This is a genomic window from Flavobacterium silvaticum, assembly GCF_012911565.1.
In the GTDB taxonomy this organism is placed as follows: Bacteria; Bacteroidota; Bacteroidia; order Flavobacteriales; family Flavobacteriaceae; genus Flavobacterium; species Flavobacterium silvaticum.
In genome coordinates, this window is the sequence record NZ_JAAMPU010000098.1 from 71,746 (window position 1) to 89,496 (window position 17,751).

Here is a 17,751-nt window from a genome sequence, read left to right on the forward strand (position 1 = left end):
TACTATTCTTCTTCCTCAATTATTTCCTGGACCGGAACCGAAGATGTTTTTTCAAAATTTGCCCTGCTGTGTTCCGGATTAAGGAATTCGTCCGATATCGCTTTGCAGCGTTCGGGAACATCTGTGGCATTGACAGGAAAAGGTACCAATGTCAACCGATATACTGTTGGATCGAAACCATCTTCTGACGGGGCAAAACTGAATGCCGCGAGGAATTTTTCGGGTCCAGCGTCATATCCGTCATCGTTTCCCGGATCGTTGAGCATGAAAAAGAAAATCTGGGTGTTTTTGCCGTCGTTCGCCAATGTCTGTTGCGATATAAAATCGGCAGTTGCTTTTTCATTTGGTATTGACTCGAGTAAAGCGGCTTTTGCAATTTGTTGCTCGTTCCAATCGGAATCTTTCGGCAGCTTGCCTGAATCCTTCAAAAGCAGGTAAGCCGAATATTTCGTTTTATTGTCAGACAACAAGGTGGCATACAGTTTTTCATCGGCAGGTTCGTCATACAGGATTCCCAATGACGCGATTTCCATTCGGATTTCCGAATTATTGAGCGATTTACAGGCGTTGATGAATCCGGCAATGCTTCTGTCGTTGCGGTACGGATACAGCAATTGCAAATAACTGAGCAAACGTCCCGTAGATTGCGTCTTGGCAGCAGATTCATCTTCTTCGCTTTCATAATCCGGATTAGCGCCGGAAACCCGTTTGAACTCCAATCGGGCGTTGCTCAACAATAATTTGCGATATTTTTTGATTTTGCCTTTGGGTGCTTCTTTGTCACGGAAAAGCGAAGCCGTAAAATCGAGGACAGGCCCCTGATATTCCGGGATTCCGAAGAACTCGAACACAAGTGGATACAATTCCTTGCTGTGTTCCGGATCGGCTGAGAATTTTGAAAACAGGAAATTTATGGAGTTACCGCTGTCTGAAACCGGTAAATCATATTCCATGAGTTTCGCTATCAATTCATAAGCTTGTTTAGTTCTTTTAGAAGCGAGTGATTCCAAAATGGCCAATTGCATTTGAGACGTGGTTCCTTTTGCCGCGTAAAGTGATTTGAAAACATCATAAACTTGTTCCGAATCAAGGTCGCCGGCTTTTTCTATGAGTTCCGTAATTCCATCAGATTCGCCTGCCGATGGTTTGTAATGCGACAGGAATTCGGCCAATGCGGGAAGCTCCGTTTCTGTAATTTCGAGATTGTCTACAGATGCGAATGCCGACGTGCGGACACTATCGACCTCGCTTGCGACATCTTTGAGGAAAACAGGAAATTTACGCGTAAACATTTGGTTGGGCGCTTTGTCTGATTCCGGTTCGAATGAACTAAATGCTTTTTCGGTGAAGGAATCATCTCCTGAATAATTTTTATCGACTATCGTCTTGAGCCACCACAATTCAGTTCCCTGCGTAACGACTTTGTGTTTGGTTACCTGGGAGCAATTGTCACAGGTCGAAATAGCTTCCCATGTAGTGAACGGCCCATTTTCTTCGGTTTTTGTTTTTTTTAGCGTTATCGGATGTTTTTCCCGGTATGTTTTTGAATCAAGCGCCATTCTTTTGTTCCATTCTTCAACCATCAAATCATCGCGGTTTGTCGAATTATAAGCTTCTCCTTTATAATCGTCATGACGCGAATCTGTATAGCCACTTACGATAAGCCTTTCGATGTTTGCCCAAAGCGTATCGCGACTCGGAACATAATCGTATCGGTGGTATTCCCAGTAATTGACGTCGATGGTTTTGCCGCTCGGTCCTCGAAGTACGACATATTTCTGGGCTGGATCGAATGCATTTTCAGATGGTTCTTCAACGTCGATTCCCTTTTGGGCCAAATGCCATAACAGTTGTTCATTGCCTTTTTGCGGAATTGAAACTAAAAAATGGCCGGCTGAATCGGTCAGGGTTTCATAAACTTCAGTATCGACCTCAGGAGCAGCAGAAAACGAATCGAGGAATCTTTTGGAATTAACTTCAGAAGCATTGACAGATCCAAGCAGATAGTATTTCTGGCCTTTGATAAGTGTCTTCAAGGTCAGTTTTTTGGTTCCGATGGTGGCCTTGGTCGTATAAAACCAATCACCCGATTGTTGGCTGTCTCTGGTTGCCTGTCCGCCCAATTCGCGAAGGAATTCTATTGGAATACGTTCCATTTCAAATCTGGAATCTTCGAGCGTCACGTTGTCGTTGAGGTTTTTTTCTATGGCGAAATACCAACTTTTATCGGTTGGGTCATAGGCATTGAGTTCGATGCCTTCGGTATTTTGTTTGTCACCATAAATTAGTTTTACAGAAGGAGCTTCAATCTTGAAATCTCCTTGAAACGGCCTTATCGATTGCCATCCTGAGGTTGAAGTGTTCACTTGGATTTTGGGGAATACATCTTTTTCGAATTGACGTATGTAATCTGCTTTTCCACTCATAGTGGCGCAAATAATCTCAAGCGGAGTCAGGAAGATTTTATAATGTGCCGATTGTCCGCTGCGGGTTTGGCTGACAATGTCGTAAACAGGAATATCGCCAGATTGTGAGAGATTTTTGGAAATTATTTCACCGGGAATGTGTTCAAAGAAAAGGCTGTCCAGGCGTCTCGGATCAAATGCATCATCTGTTTTTTGGAGAAATTGCCTCAACGCGACTCTTTTGAGGCTTATCATGGCTCCGTTTGAAATATCAGGTGCCAACGTTGTACTGCCAAAAAAAGCAGGTTTTGATGGCATGGGCATTTTTATCACGGAATCTGTAGTGGTATAAAACGTATAATTCGGTTTTATAAATTGCTTTTCGATACTTGTTTTCAGTTTTCGGCCGGTTTCTGAATACGGATCGTTGATGGCTTTTACTTCATAGCCTTTTGCTCTCAATAATTCGATTACTCCTTGTTTACCAGGTAAATGTGCAGCTCCGATTGCAGCGAACAAGCTTCCTTTTGAAACCAATGAATCGATACTTTTGGCCATTGTTATATTCCGGTCGTGGATCAAGGCCTTCAGATATTTTGGCGGTGTGGCCAGATAATACAAAGAATCAAGCATATCGAGATTTTTGTCCCGATAGTAATCGTTCATGGCCTGGTTGTATGTTCTGTCACGGAGCAGTTTCATGATGGCCTGAAGTTTTTCCTGATCCGGATTGAACGATGTCGGTTCTGCTTTTAAGACGTCAATGATAGACTTTTTGGCGTTCTCTAATCCGACGACACGTTTGTTGTATTTCTTTCCAGCCTGATAGATGAAAAGATCGAGATAGGTTTCTTCCTGGTAATCTTTTCTCGCTTCGGTTGTGCGGAACATGAGGTTGTTCATCATGAAATCTGATGATTCGAACAAGGGGAACAACTCGTCGCGCTTGACAGGATGACGGTAAAATCCTTTGTAGAACGAATCGTAATTGCGGTTTTGGGCAAATACGGAGTACAGGTCAAGCCAAGTTGCCGGATCACTTTCCGTAGCTACATAATCTGAGGCGAGCAGGTGTTGGAAAAAAGCATCGGATAAATGATAGGATACTTTTTCGCTTACGTGCATGGATCCGTAGAGGTATGATTTTTTGGTCAGGCCGTTACCGGAAATTTCCCAGAGCAGGCCTTGGTATTTTTTTGGCTGGGCATAGGTGAAAAAGGATAACCCGGTAACGAGGAGCAAGAGAATTTTTTTCAAGGCCGTGGAGGTTGATAAACTCAAATATAAGGAATTGGAGTGGAGGTTTTGATGGGTTTTTTGAGCGTGAAATTTTGGTGTTTTAGACATAACAAGTTTTCAAAACTTGTTATGTCTAAAGTTCGAAGTTTCTGATGGGTTGGTAGTACATTTTTTCTGTATCATTTGTTAAATGTTCGCGGCCCGCGCAAGGAATGAAAGCGGATAGCTTTTTCCGGAAAACGCTTGCAGTTGCTGTATTTGGGCGGCGACAACAGAAGCCGGCTCAAATGCATTGCAACTGCTGCTTTTTTTTAGGAAAACTAGTAGCGGTCAGCCCGACGGCGGCTAATAGAAGTTTGTTCTACACGAAAGTTTCCAGCCGCCGATGCGCCCAAAAAAATACCACAAAACAAAAAACCCGTCCTTTGCAGAACGGGTTTCAGGTATTTGAATTAAATATATTAACCTAGAGCGGCTCTTTTGAAACCGGTTACGGTAAGGCTTGGATCGACAGATTTTACATAAGCCGCAACGTTTACCGCTCCGTCTTTTATGTAATCCTGGTTCACCAAGGTGTTATCTTTAAAGAAACGTTGCAATTTTCCTTTAGCGATGTTTTCCAACATAGCTTCCGGCTTGCCTTCCTGACGCAATTGGTCTTTTGCGATTTCGATTTCTTTTGCAACTGTATCTGCATCAACACCGGTCTCATCAAGAGCGATAGGGTTCATGGCAGCAGCTTGCATGGCTACGTTGCGGGCAGCTTCTTCAGCTCCGGCAACGTTTGCGGAAAGAGAAACCAAAGTAGCGATTTTATTACCAGCGTGGATGTAAGATCCTACGAAAGCACCTGAAAGTTTCTCGAAAGAACCAATCTCGATTTTCTCACCGATAACACCGGTTTGCTCGATTAGTTTTTCAGAAACAGTGATTCCGTTGAAGTCAGCGGCAAGGAAAGCATCTTTAGAATCGAAGTTGATGGCGAGGTTTGCAAGATCTGTAGCCAATTTTACGAATCCTTCGTTTTTACCTACAAAGTCCGTTTCGCAATTCAAAGTGATTACGACACCTTCTGTTTTGTCGGCATTGACAACAGCAATTGCAGCACCTTCGGTAGACTCACGGTCTGAACGGTTAGCGGCAACTTTTTGTCCTTTTTTACGCAAGATCTCGATTGCTTTTTCGAAATCTCCATCGGCTTCAACAAGCGCTTTTTTGCAGTCCATCATACCGGCACCTGTAGTGGTACGTAGTTTATTAACGTCTGCAGCAGTGATAGTTGACATATAATTTTAGTTGTAAAGTTTATAAATTGAAAGTAAAAATTCCAAGGTTCAAGTTCCAAATTCCAATGTAAACGTTGCGTTATGTTTGGAGCCTGGAACTTGTTCTTTGGAATTTAAAAGATTTATTCTTCTGTTTTTTCTTCAGCGGCAACTTCTGGTGCCTCCACTTCAGCAACAGGCGCTTCAGCCGGAGCTGCTACTGCTTCTGTAGTGTCTGCTTCTTCTCCTTCTACTGCGTCTTCAAAAGGTGCATCGGCATTTCTGTTTTGCAATCCTTCAATAACAGCGGCAGAAACCAAAGAAAGAATTTTGTCGATAGATTTAGAAGCATCGTCATTTGCAGGGATAACATAGTCAACTTCACGTGGATCTGAGTTGGTGTCAACCATTGCGAAAACCGGAATGTTTAATTTCTGAGCTTCTTTTACTGCGATGTGTTCAGCTTTGATGTCAACAACAAAAAGTGCAGCCGGCAGTCTAGACATATCAGCGATGGAACCTAGGTTCTTCTCTAATTTCGCACGAAGACGATCGATTTGCAGCTTCTCCTTTTTGGAAAGCGTGTTGAATGTACCGTCTTTCTTCATCTTATCGATAGAAGCCATTTTCTTGACGGCTTTACGGATAGTTACGAAGTTAGTCAGCATTCCGCCTGGCCATCTTTCTGTGATGTATGGCATGTTGGCAGCTTTTGCTTTTTCGGCTACGATGTCTTTTGCTTGTTTTTTGGTCGCAACGAATAATACTTTGCGTCCGGATGCAGCAATCTTTTTCAAGGCTTCGTTAGCTTCTTCGATCTTAGCTGCAGTTTTGTACAGGTTGATAATGTGGATTCCATTACGCTCCATGTAGATGTAAGGAGCCATGTTCGGATCCCATTTTCTGGTCATGTGCCCAAAGTGGACACCGGCTTCCAGTAAGTCTTTAACTTCTACTTTGTTTGCCATTTTGTAATAGTTTACGTTCTGTTGAATTAGCAATGTTTCTGGGGCTTTGGGCTTATAGCTTTGGCTCTTACTCCATTTAGATGCTAAACTAGTCGCAGGTCTCAACCTGCTAACAACATTAACTTAGTTATAAAATAATTTGAATGATCAGGATTAACGTTTAGAGAACTGGAATCTCTTACGTGCTTTCTTCTGACCGAATTTCTTACGCTCAACCATACGCGGGTCACGTGTAAGCAATCCTTCTGGTTTCAGGATGCCGCGGTTTTCGTCACCAACTTCACACATAGCGCGTGCAATTGCCATACGAACAGCTTCAGCCTGACCATTTGAACCGCCTCCGTAAACGTTGATCTTCACGTCAAAGTTCTCAGCATTTTGCGTCATCGCAAGGGGCTGCATTACTTTGTACTGAAGCGTCGCAGTAGGGAAGTAGGTAGCGAATTCTTTTTTGTTAACCGTGATTTTACCAGAACCTTCAGTCAGGTAAACACGGGCTACAGCAGTTTTTCTTCTGCCAATTTTGTGAATTGTAGCCATTACTTAAGATCGTTTAGATTAACGGTTTTAGGTTTCTGGGCTTCGTGTTTGTGCTCAGAACCTACAGTAACATTCAGGTTGCGGAAAAGTTCTGCACCCAGTTTGTTCTTAGGCAACATTCCTTTAACGGCTTTCTCAACCAAAGCAGCAGGGTTTTTCTGCTGAAGCACTTTGGCAGTAAGGGTTCTCTGACCTCCTGGGTAACCAGTGTGACGCATGTAGATCTTGTCGTCCATTTTGGTACCCGTCAGGTTGATTTTCTCTGCATTGATAACAATCACGTTATCGCCACAGTCAACGTGCGGTGTATAACTCGGCTTGTACTTACCACGAAGAATCATAGCGACTTTCGATGCAAGACGACCCAAGTTATGACCATCAGCATCCACAACAACCCACTCCTTAACGACAGTGGCTTTGTTGGCTGAAATTGTCTTGTAACTTAATGTGTTCACAATAAATTTATTTAATTAAACATTCCGTCCCCAATATAAGGGGCTGCAAAAGTACGATTTATTGTTAGAAAACCAAACGGGTGAATTAATAATTAATAATGAACGATTAATAATTGCATTCGGCCGAATGTGAACCGACTTATTAACAAAGATTTTTTGGTACAGAATGCTGATAATGAAGTGAAAATATATATTTATACGAAACAGGTTTGATATGCGATCGTTCATTTGATTACGACAATGCTTCGGTCGGGCTAAAACTTTGATGTTTGTGCGGGCTCTGCTATTCTTTAGAAATATCTTTCTGAAAAGCGTCTCTGGGCGTTCCATCGGCTACATAAATAATCCCACAGTAAGAGAATCCGGATTTTTTGAGGAAGTTTTGCATCGGGATATTCTCGTGATGCGTATCCACACGTATGTTATCTGTTACAGAAAATGCAAAATCAAAAGCACTTTGGGCAATGCCTTTTACATTTCCGTTTGTGGCCAATCTGTGGATTACACCATACGGTTTATTGTTGAGCCAACTTCCGTTTTCAATTACTTTATAATAAGGATCCGGATCGTCGCCATATATAAAGCAAGAGTATCCGGCTATTTCAGAATCGGCTATACACACAAAAGCCTGCTTCAGTTCTATATCTTCAAGAATGACTTCCCGTGACGGATAGCCGTTATTCCATTGCATCAGGTTTCCGTTTTGCCTCATGATATTCCTGGCCTCATCTAATACCATCATAATCGAATCAATATCAGATTTTGCCGCTTGCCGAATTTGCATCTTTCAAAAAATTAGGACACAAAGATAACTTTCAGCCATCGGCACAAACAAAAAAACCACCTGTTTCCACAGATGGTTTTCACAATGTATAAAATCAATAATCCTTATGCGATAAAGACGTTGGCAATATCTACTGCGGTTTGTGTGCTGATGACTTCATCATAAGCTTCCGATTGTGCAGCGGCATCAAATTGTCCGGCACCGAGGGTTGTGCTTTGTTCTCCATCATAAATGATTTGGAATTCTGCCGGCAAACCGCCTCTGTCGCTTCCGGTGATCCATCCTTTCTGCCCTCTTAAGCGGCGAATCAATGAGGCATGACGTGCTTCTACGGAATGAATCTGGAGCGCTGGGGTCAAATAGGGTGTTCCCATCAGGAAGCCGGCTTGACCTTTATAGGCACGCACGCCGGTGTCTTCAAAGCCTTGGGCTACGGCAAGGAATTGCTCGTAGTCTTCAAATGGTGTCAATCCCAAACCGCCCGACCAGTCAAATGTAGGTACTGGTGGAAGCGCTACTCCTGCAGCTGTCATGGCACTGCTCAAGAAAGAAACATGGTCTGCTTCGTGGTTTGCGATAAGGTTTATGGCTGCCTGATCTTCTGCCGGGATAATACCGGAATCAACTCCATTGGCATAAAAGGCACTTTCTAAATATTCGAGTGTCAAAGCAAGTTGAAGTGCTCCGGCAGCTGTGGCCGGTGTAGGTTGTATATCGGCGGCAAAAGATTTATTGGCAAGTGCCGATAGTCCGAATGGAACTGAAGCAAGCGCAAGGCCTTTGCCGATAGTCCCGAATTGAGAGAAACTATCTCTTCTTGATGTTCCGGATGTGTATAGTTTATCGTCGGTGAACGACTCTAGGAATTTTATAAGATTCATGATGTTGCTGTTTAGGTGTTACGGTAAAAACGTTGCGGTGAATGGAGTCGTGATCAGTCCAAGGCTGCTGACTGCGGAAATAATTTCAGAAGGATTTTTAGCCGGATCGAGTCCGTTGGCATCTGCGGTGTTTGCAAAATCTGTAGAACCTGGGTTGATCAGGTCGCGTATTGCAGAGGCATGTCGCGCTTCAACCGACACGATTTGGCCGGCAATCACCAGATAAGCCGAATCGGCAATATACTGTCCGCCTCCATTGTATGCGGCAACGCCTGTGTCTTCAAGAACTGCGGCAGTAGCCAATACAGATGACTCACTGTCGAAATTCACACCGGCATAAGCGAATTCCAAGGCAGGAAGAACATTTGCACTTGGCAAAAGACTGTTCAATGTAGACTTGAAAAATTCGCGATGGATCACCTCGTGTTTGTGGATGTCCGATAGAATGTCTCTGGCTTCTTCAGAAAACGAAGCGAAACCGGCTGAACCTACAACTCTTGTATAGAAATCGGCTTCTAGTTGTTCAAGGGCGTAGGCATAGGTAAGAACGCCAAAGTCGCCACCGCCTAAATCGAATTTACCATTGCGGACACCGGGAAGGTTATCTGCAGTAGGTGTAGTATCGTCGTCGTCACTACAGCCTGCAAGCAGTAGTCCGGTTCCGGCCAGCGTGAGGCCGCTTAGCTTGAGGAAGTTTCTGCGTCCGGTAAACGCTTGTGAAACACCCTCTTTTTTAACTTGTTGTTGCATAAAATTTATTATTTAGAATTAGTGATTGAGTTGTTTCGCCCGATTGCGATATATTTGTATACGACAGCTTTGTAATCTTGGTTTTAAAAAAAATTGAGAAAAAGGATATTTTTTGCATTTTTTTTAATGTTTGATAAAGGTCACTGTATATTTTTGCAGTGCATTGTACAATTCCCTGTCATAGTTTCAATGTTCGCACCTAACCAATCTGCATATGAAATCAAAGGCCACGTTAAAACAAATAGCAAAAGACTTGCATGTATCTGTATCAACCGTATCAAAGGCGCTCAATGATAGCCCGGAAATCAGCGAACAGACAAAAGCCAAGGTTCAGGAATATGCCAAGCTGAAGAATTATAAGCCTAACGTCATCGGTCTGAACCTTAAGAACAGAAAGACGAAGACCATAGGTGTAATCATCCCGAATATCCTCAATCCGTTCTTTGCTAAAGTGTTTACTGGCATTGAAAAAGTGGCGGATGAAAAAGGATATAACCTGATAACCTGTATCTCGAACGAATCGCTTAAAAAGGAAATCCACGCCATGGACATCCTGAGCAACGGGACAATTGATGGTTTTATATTATCGATGTCCGAAGAATCGCAGGAAAAGAACCAAACGGAACATTTCCGCCAAATCATAAACGAAGGAACGCCTGTAGTCATGTTTGACCGTATTGCAGAAGATGTCGATTGTGATAAGGTTGTGGTTGATGATTACGAATCGGCTGTAAATGCCACAAAACATTTGCTTTCTACCGGATGTAAGAAAATTGCATTATTGTCTTCTATCGACAACCTGAGTGTAGGGAAGTTACGCGCAAAAGGTTATTACGCAGCATTACAGAGCAATGGAATCAGCCAAGACAATAATCTGGTTATCCTGACAGATAATGTAGACGATTTTGACGAGCGTTTCCAGAAACTTATGGCCAACAATCGTATCGATGGTGTCTTTGCACTTGACGAACACGCATCGGTCACAGCCATGAAAGCGGCCATAAAGCAAGGCTATAAAATTCCTGAGGAACTACAACTTATAGGCTTCGCCGATGGTGTATGGTCCAGAAGGCTTACGCCGAGCCTTTCGACGGTAAGCCAGCACGGGCCCGAAATTGGCGAGGCAGCAGCACATTTACTCATCGACAGGCTTGAAGATAAGAATGAGGAAGAAGAACCGTTCAAGACCACAATCATTAAAACTGAATTACGTCAGCGGGAATCGACAAGAAAACTTTAAAAGAAAACGGGCCATTTTTGAGCCCGTTTTCTTTTATCGGACAAGTGAAAAATGCCCTTTTGTAGTTGCGGTTATATTTTGCAGATCTGTCAGTTCTGCTTTGAACCAATAATCAGATGACGGCAATTCTTTGCCGTTGAGAATGCCGTTCCAGCCTTCATTGTTTTCCATGGAATACAACAACGCTCCGAATCTGTTGAAGATGTCGATTTTGATTTTAGAGAAGTAACCGTCCACATTGCGTACTTTCCATAAATCATTATAGCCGTCACCGTTAGGTGTGAAATACGGGTCGAAAGATATTAATACCACTTGAGTATTTATGGGGACTTCGCAATCTGCCTTATCCCTCACATAGACGGTATAAATTCCGGGTTGAACGTTTGAAAAGGTGTATTCCGTTCCGGATCCATAGAAATTGAGGTTATCTATGGAAAATTCGTAATCGCTATTTCCGGTTACCGAAACATAAATAGAATTACTTCCGGCTTCTACTACATCAAAAGTAATCGCTCCACCCGCAAGGATGGCAAAGTTTTTTACCACTTTACAGGTCTTGCCGTTTGCGGTGTGAAATTCTGTGATCTGATAACCTCCGGGTTCTGTAATGGTAATTTCGCGTTCAGTTCCTATGATGGCGGCGGTTCCGGTGATTTTTTTCCATTCCCAGGCCGTATTCTCAGGATTTCCGGACAGTATTATCGATTCGTTGCCGCAAAGAATCACTTGTCCGGGAACCGTCGTGACCACAGGTGGATTAACGATAAGTTCATATGGTCCGATTCCGGTACAATCGTTACTCTCATCATCAATCCGGAGCCACAGTGTTGTAGAAGGAAAATCCACTTTAAACATATCGTCATCGACGATTATTTCATTGGTTTTTCCCAGAGCGTCCTGCTGGCTAGGGTAGAATTGCAAATTTTCTACATCTGAAATGTTGAGTTGGTCACGGATCGACTCTTCATACATTCCCAGCCAGAACCGGCCGATGTAATTATCCTCTATCCCGTCCGTGCCCTCACACACGACATAAGGATCCAGTGGCGGTAACGGATGGTATTCGGCCTGGATCATGAAATCTGTGAGTGTGGTACATCCAAACTGGTTGACCATCTTCACGAAAATCTTCTCCGGATTTATAGTGTTGACGTAATGATCCGGATTTTGTATTGGATTTGTATCAGCCATCAAATCTTCAGGCGTGTGATAAAACGAAAAAGTATATTCATACCTGATGCCTTCGTACTGAGGTAGTTTGCCGTTCAGGTTATTCAGGTTAAACAGTTCCGAACCGTTGTTGTCCGCATCGCATTGGCGTAAATAAGTGTTGGCTGGAATAGAAGGGAAGTGATACGAAAATACATCTTTATAGAGTGTCACCGGATAATCATTCCGACCTGGAATGGTTGCTGTAACTTTATGAAGCCCCGGAGTTGCGAATAGATGTTCGGGAGTAAGTTCCGTTGAGGTTGACCCGTCGCCGAAATCCCAAAGGATAGTGTTTACCGGCCGAAACGAATCTACAGAGAAAGCAATAGATTCGCCAAAGCATTTTTCATTGGCAATGATACGGCTTCTCAGCAGTGCGGCAGGAATGTTCGGAAGACCGAGTGTAGAATTGGATTCTGAAATATCGATCCAACGGAAGTCAACGGAATCTATAGGCTTTTCGGGTGAGTTAACCACTGAAATTCGTTTCAGGCGCGGGTCAGCACCCAGGTTTGCACAATAGATTTTACCATTTCGGGCCAACTGAAGCGAACCGTTCCCGGCTCCTACCATTTCTACTTCTGGTTCGTAAGGATAAGGAGGCGGGTTGGGCTCGAAACGAAACAAAGAGCCACTGGTAGAGCTATAAAGCCAGTATGAATCCTGGGAGAATTCCACACCGTAAGGAATTAGCCGCGCCAGTCCTACAATTGTAACGAAATATTTTTTAAATGTGATTGATGGCGCTGATAGGTTCAGGTCAAAAACATATACTTTAGATTCTGATCCGCTGGCTATGGCCAACATACTATGATTAGGTGAAATCTTCATTTGCCCTGTGGAAGAGAAATCATAATCAAGCGTGATCATCTGCGGATTGGGTTCTTCCGGTATTCCGTCTTGGCCAACAGTCCAGATAAACACTGTATTGTTTACAGAAGATGATCCGCCCGCGGCGCCTATGGTGAATACCTTGAACGTATTGGTTGCATAGTCAAAAGTGGTCGCAATATGTGCAGTCATATTGTCACGAAGCCGTACGTTTTTCAACGTTACTTGTCCCAGCGGATTCGTAGAGAAATCAACAATGCTGTAATACAGGCCTTTTTGTACAAACGGATCGACCGATGCAGTTTGCCGGCTGTGAAAAATATAATACAGGTTTTCATTGATGGGGTTCGGGACTATAGCGCACGTTTGTACGGAATCAATATCCGTAAAAAGATCGGAACCATTTTCCATGATTTCATGGTTTCGGTTCCATACGGTTGCACCGTTGGTATACAACATAAGGATGCCGTCTTTATCAGAAATAGATGAACACCCGGCCGGGGTATTCATAGCCCCGTTGAAATCGAGCGCAAATTCACCATTACTGAAATCCAGTCCGGCGTTTTCACCAAAATACCAATGATTCGTTTCGTTTTGGGAAAATGATACCAAGCTGCTTATCAGGAGTAGAATAAGCAGGTTCCATTTGAATTTACGCGAAATCGCATGTAGGTAAAATTCAGGCATTTTTTGTTTTTGAAACAGACGTGACCGGAATCACCCCAGTTTCGCAAGATACGAAATTAATTTCGGTATTGTAAGAAATATCAGATTTGGCTATAATCTGTCGATAATAAAAAAAACACTCCGGTTAAAGAGTGTTTTCCTATTTTGAATGCCGATTTTTTACAATACTCTATTTTGCACGTGTCATGACAATTTCCATCGACTTATATTCGGAACCGTTTTTAGTGTCGAACATGCTCATTTTTCGTGTATTATCGTCTACAATGACATATTCCTCACGATACTTGACGTTCTTTTTTGTCAACGGATCTGTAGTTTCACCGGCAAAGCTAAATGTTTTACTGGCAGCATCATATGTGCCTTCAACATACATAAAACCGGTTCCCATATTGTCATAAAAAGTTGAAAAAGCCTTACCGGAAGCATTATTGAAACCAACCGTACTTTTTCCTTCAAAAGGCATCCCCATCATCGTGCCTTTGTAGACAGATTCCTGATATTTGCCGTCAAAGACCATTTTTACGTCTGCCTGCGTGGTAGATTTTTCAGGTTTGGCATCCGGTCCTTCCCAAAAAGTCATGTCGCAATTCCATTTTCCGGTATCGCTGGCCAACACCTTATGGACTTCTCCAGGCGTTGCAAAGTCCATCCAGGCCTTCATTTTGGCAGCTGAATCCATTGGTTTTTCAGCTTCGGCGGTTTCAGTCTTTACAGTATCCTTTTCAGTCGTTGTTGTGGTAACTGCTTTGTCTTCGGCCTTTTTACACGATCCGAAAGCCAATGCAATAACGGACATGGTAAGAAACACTTTTTTCATATTCATCAGTTTTAAGATATTGAATTAAAGATACTTATTAATTCAATTCCAAAAAATAATAAAAAACGATTATTCCTTAACGACTTTGAAACGTTGGATTTTTCCCTGTGATTCAGCTTCGACGAAGTAAATTCCGCTCGGGTAATTTTCCATGTGGATTTTAGCCTCCGGAGTCGTTGTGGTCGATTCCCACAGTTTTTGTCCTGAAAGATTGAACATGGAAATTTTGTCGATGCTTGAAGGAGCAGAAATGGTAAGTACGTCACGAACCGGATTCGGGTAGAATTTCAATTCATTGGCTTCGACAGAAGGAACGGCAAGAGCCTGAACCGTAATGGTTCCGGTCATCATCGGGTGGATTTCACAATAGTAAGGAGTGGCTCCCGTAATCGTAAATACGTGTTCGTAAGAAGAACCTGTTCCGCTGATCACAGGGCTTGCAAAGGTTTCGGCAGCGCCATCTGAAGTAGTAACGGTGTGAGGGATATTGCTGGTCCACATCCATTTTACCGTGTCGCCGTTATCGATGGTCATACTTGCCTGGGCATTCGTGATACCCATAAACCAGTTAATGACGTGCGTTGTCTGTGCAAACGCGATTGGTCCGGCCAAAAATGCCGCTAAGAGTAATAGTTTTTTCATGATACCTGATATTAAATTCGGTACCAAATCTATAAAAGCTATTCAGCGCGGACGGGGCAAAATGATTAAGCGATGATTTTCGCCTAGAATTCGATTAATGTGCTTCGAGCCAATTGCGGCCGGTTCCCATATCCACTTCAAGCGGAACGGAAAGTGAATAGGCGTTTTCCATTTCATGCTGGATCAACGGCTTGATTCTTTCGAGTTCATCGTTATGGACATCGAATACCAATTCGTCATGCACCTGGAGCAACATCTTGCTTTTCCAGTTTTCCGAGGTCAGTTTTTTATGGATGTTGATCATGGCAATCTTGATGATATCGGCGGCGCTTCCCTGTATCGGTGCATTCACCGCATTTCGTTCTGCAGCGCCGCGGACAACTTGGTTGGCGGAATTGATGTCTTTCAGATAGCGACGTCTGCCGGAAATAGTCGAGACAAAACCTTGTTCACGGGCCAGTTCAATCTGTTCCGAAATATAATTGCGCAATTGCGGATATGACTTGTAATACGCCTCGATCAAGGCGGCACTTTCACTTCTGGTCAATGAAGTCTGGTTTGATAGCCCGAAAGCCGATACGCCGTAAATAATCCCGAAGTTGACCGTTTTGGCGTGGCTTCTCTGTTCGCGTGTTACTTCCTCCAAAGCTACATTGAATACTTTCGCCGCCGTCGATTTGTGGATGTCTTCTCCGTTCTTAAATGCATCGATCATGTTCTGTTCGCCAGATAAAGCAGCAATGATGCGAAGTTCTATCTGGGAATAATCGGCAGATAATAAGGTGTGGTTTTCATCACGCGCGATAAATGCTTTCCGGATCAAACGCCCGCGTTCTGTGCGGATTGGGATGTTCTGCAGGTTCGGATTGTTCGATGATAAACGTCCCGTAGCTGCCACAGCCTGCATATAATCGGTATGGACGCGGTTCGTCTTGGCACAAACCTGTCCGGGTAAAGCGGTCACATACGTACTTTGCAGTTTCACGAGTTGACGCCAATCAAGTATGTCCTGTACAAACGGACTGCTCAATGCCAAATACGACAGGATTTCCTCGCCTGTAGCATATTGCCCGGTTTTGGTCTTTTTTTGTTTCGCTCCGCCAATTTTCATCTTATCGAATAAAATCTCACCGAGTTGTTTTGGGGAGCCCAGATTGAATTTTTCACCGGCCGCTTCGTAAATCTTCATTTCGAGCGATTGGATGTCGGCAGCGAATTCGGTAGATAAATCTGTAAGGAAAGCAGTGTCAAGGCTGATACCTTCCATTTCCATATCGGCTAAAACCTGTACCAACGGAACTTCTATTTCATCAAACAGTTTCCGGGTGTCGGTCTGGTCGAGAATCGGGGCGAATTTATCCTTGAGCTGCAATGTCACATCGGCGTCTTCCGAAGCATATTCCTTGATTTCCTCAAGTGTCACTTCACGCATCGTCTTTTGGCCCTTTCCTTTTTTGCCAATGAGGTCTTCGATAGGTTTGGGCGAATATTGCAGATAGGTTTCGGCCAACACATCCATTCCATGTCGCATATCCGGGTTTATCAGATAATGGGCGAGCATGGTATCGAACAGTTTTCCTTTGACGACAATATTGTAATTGCTCAATATCTTTAAATCGTATTTTGCATTCTGTCCGACTTTTTCTATGGTTTCCGATTCAAAGAATGGACGGAATTTATCGACGAGTTCTTTTGCGGCCGTTTGGTCTTCGGGCACAGGAACATAAAACCCTTTTCCGGCTTCCCACGAAAACGAAAGCCCCACGAGCTCGGCAAGAATCGGATCGATTCCCGTGGTTTCCGTATCGAAGCTGACGACTTTTTGTTTGAGCAGATTGTTGACGAGAAGTTTTATTGCAAAGTCACCTTCGACAGATTGATAGAAATGTTCGGTATCTGCCAGTGTTTTATAGGCATTGGCAGAAATTTGTTCGTCATCGTCTCCATTGATCTGGTCGAATAACCCGAATTGCTGTTCGTTTTTGACGATGGTCTTGGTAGGAGCGAGGCCGGACGTTTCAGCCGATTGATAGGTTCCGTTGCCCGATGCGAAAAACAGGGTATTGAATTGTTCGGCCATTCTGCGGAATTCGAGTTCGCGGAACAATTCTTCCACTTTCGGTCCATCTGGTTTTGACAACTCGAAGTCTTCTTCGTTGAATTTTACATCGCAGTCGCAGATGATCGTCGCGAGTTGTTTCGACAGAATTCCAAGCGGTGCATTGGCTTCGATTTTTTCACGCATCTTACCCGAAATCTTATCGGTGTTCGCCAATAAGTTTTCCATCGACCCGAATTCCTTGAGGAACTTTTTCGCGGTCACTTCACCAACTCCTGGCAAACCTGGGATGTTGTCGACGGCATCGCCCATCATTCCCAAAAAGTCAATGACCTGTTCCGTACGTTCGATACCGAATCGTTCCAGAACTTCCGGCACGCCCCAAATCTCAATTCCGTTCCCGAGACGCGCCGGCCGGTACATAAACACATTTTCCGATACGAGCTGAGCGTAATCTTTGTCTGGAGTTACCATAAAAACCTGATAGCCTTCTTTTTCGGCTTGTTTGGCCAGCGTTCCAATCAAATCGTCGGCTTCACAACCGGCCAATTCTATAGAGGGAATGTGCATGGCTTCAAGGATTTTCTGTATCCACGGCACGGCGATTTTTATGGCTTCGGGCGTTTCGTCACGGTGTGCTTTGTACTGCGGATACATTTCCGTACGTACCGTGCTTCCTTCTTTATCAAAAGCAACGGCCAGATGATCGGGCTTTTCACGCTTGATCACATCGAGCAACGAGTTCATAAACCCAAGTATGGCTGATGTGTCCATACCTTTTGAATTCACCCGTGGGTTTTTGATCAAAGCATAATATCCGCGGAAAATAAGGGCGTAAGCGTCAAGAAGGAAAAGGCGTTTCTGGTTGGCCATCGTTACTTTTTTTAAGGAATGTAAAAATAGGAAACTAGGGTTGTTTTTAATGTGAGGCCATCATCAAATTTGAACAATGTTAAATAATTGCTTTAGATTTCCG

The 17,751-nt window shown here is 43.6% G+C and carries 13 protein-coding genes; 1 reads left to right on the forward strand and 12 read right to left on the reverse strand.

Going from position 1 to position 17,751, the window contains the following annotated elements:
- Positions 1-2: 2 nt before the first annotated feature.
- The 8 genes from G6047_RS03360 to G6047_RS03395 all read right to left on the reverse strand — a co-directional run bounded on the left by G6047_RS03360 (position 3) and on the right by G6047_RS03395 (position 9,287).
- The gene (locus G6047_RS03360; protein ID WP_169526063.1) at positions 3-3,662 is read right to left on the reverse strand and encodes a TraB/GumN family protein; all 3,660 of its coding nucleotides are present in this window, start codon (positions 3,660-3,662) and stop codon (positions 3-5) included.
- A gap of 443 nt (positions 3,663-4,105) precedes the next feature.
- Complete coding sequence (gene tsf, locus G6047_RS03365; RefSeq protein WP_169526064.1) at positions 4,106-4,930, reverse strand: translation elongation factor Ts; 825 nt, start codon at positions 4,928-4,930, stop codon at positions 4,106-4,108.
- Positions 4,931-5,052: 122 nt separating this feature from the next.
- Positions 5,053-5,877 (reverse strand): 30S ribosomal protein S2, encoded by an 825-nt coding sequence (gene rpsB / locus G6047_RS03370; protein WP_169526065.1) that lies wholly within the window; start codon positions 5,875-5,877, stop codon positions 5,053-5,055.
- A gap of 153 nt (positions 5,878-6,030) precedes the next feature.
- Entirely contained in the window at positions 6,031-6,417 is a 387-nt protein-coding gene (gene rpsI, locus G6047_RS03375) for a 30S ribosomal protein S9 (RefSeq protein ID WP_169526066.1), read from the reverse strand.
- On the reverse strand, positions 6,417-6,872 hold the full coding sequence (rplM, locus tag G6047_RS03380) for a 50S ribosomal protein L13 (RefSeq protein WP_169526067.1): 456 nt from the start codon (positions 6,870-6,872) through the stop codon (positions 6,417-6,419). Before rplM ends, rpsI begins: the two co-directional genes overlap by 1 nt.
- A gap of 283 nt (positions 6,873-7,155) precedes the next feature.
- Positions 7,156-7,656 (reverse strand): GNAT family N-acetyltransferase, encoded by a 501-nt coding sequence (locus tag G6047_RS03385; protein ID WP_169526068.1) that lies wholly within the window; start codon positions 7,654-7,656, stop codon positions 7,156-7,158.
- 104 nt (positions 7,657-7,760) lie between these two features.
- Entirely contained in the window at positions 7,761-8,537 is a 777-nt protein-coding gene (locus G6047_RS03390; RefSeq protein WP_169526069.1) for a ferritin-like domain-containing protein, read from the reverse strand.
- 18 nt (positions 8,538-8,555) lie between these two features.
- A complete protein-coding gene (locus G6047_RS03395) occupies positions 8,556-9,287 on the reverse strand; it encodes a ferritin-like domain-containing protein (protein ID WP_169526070.1) in 732 nt (243 codons plus the stop codon).
- A 214-nt stretch (positions 9,288-9,501) separates the two neighbouring features.
- Here G6047_RS03395 and G6047_RS03400 point away from each other — a divergent pair, with 214 nt between their 5' ends.
- Positions 9,502-10,527: a LacI family DNA-binding transcriptional regulator gene (locus G6047_RS03400; RefSeq protein WP_169526071.1), complete on the forward strand. Its 1,026-nt coding sequence runs from the start codon at positions 9,502-9,504 to the stop codon at positions 10,525-10,527.
- A 33-nt stretch (positions 10,528-10,560) separates the two neighbouring features.
- Here the strand turns inward: G6047_RS03400 and G6047_RS03405 are convergent, their stop codons facing one another.
- The 4 genes from G6047_RS03405 to polA form a co-directional block, all read right to left on the reverse strand.
- Entirely contained in the window at positions 10,561-13,257 is a 2,697-nt protein-coding gene (locus G6047_RS03405; RefSeq protein ID WP_169526072.1) for a T9SS type B sorting domain-containing protein, read from the reverse strand.
- 169 nt (positions 13,258-13,426) lie between these two features.
- Positions 13,427-14,074 (reverse strand): DUF1579 domain-containing protein, encoded by a 648-nt coding sequence (locus G6047_RS03410; RefSeq protein ID WP_169526073.1) that lies wholly within the window; start codon positions 14,072-14,074, stop codon positions 13,427-13,429.
- A gap of 69 nt (positions 14,075-14,143) precedes the next feature.
- Complete coding sequence (locus G6047_RS03415) at positions 14,144-14,716, reverse strand: T9SS type A sorting domain-containing protein (RefSeq protein ID WP_169526074.1); 573 nt, start codon at positions 14,714-14,716, stop codon at positions 14,144-14,146.
- 94 nt (positions 14,717-14,810) lie between these two features.
- Positions 14,811-17,648, reverse strand: a complete 2,838-nt coding sequence (polA, locus tag G6047_RS03420) for a DNA polymerase I (protein WP_169526075.1) — start codon at positions 17,646-17,648, stop codon at positions 14,811-14,813.
- Positions 17,649-17,751: the final 103 nt, after the last annotated feature.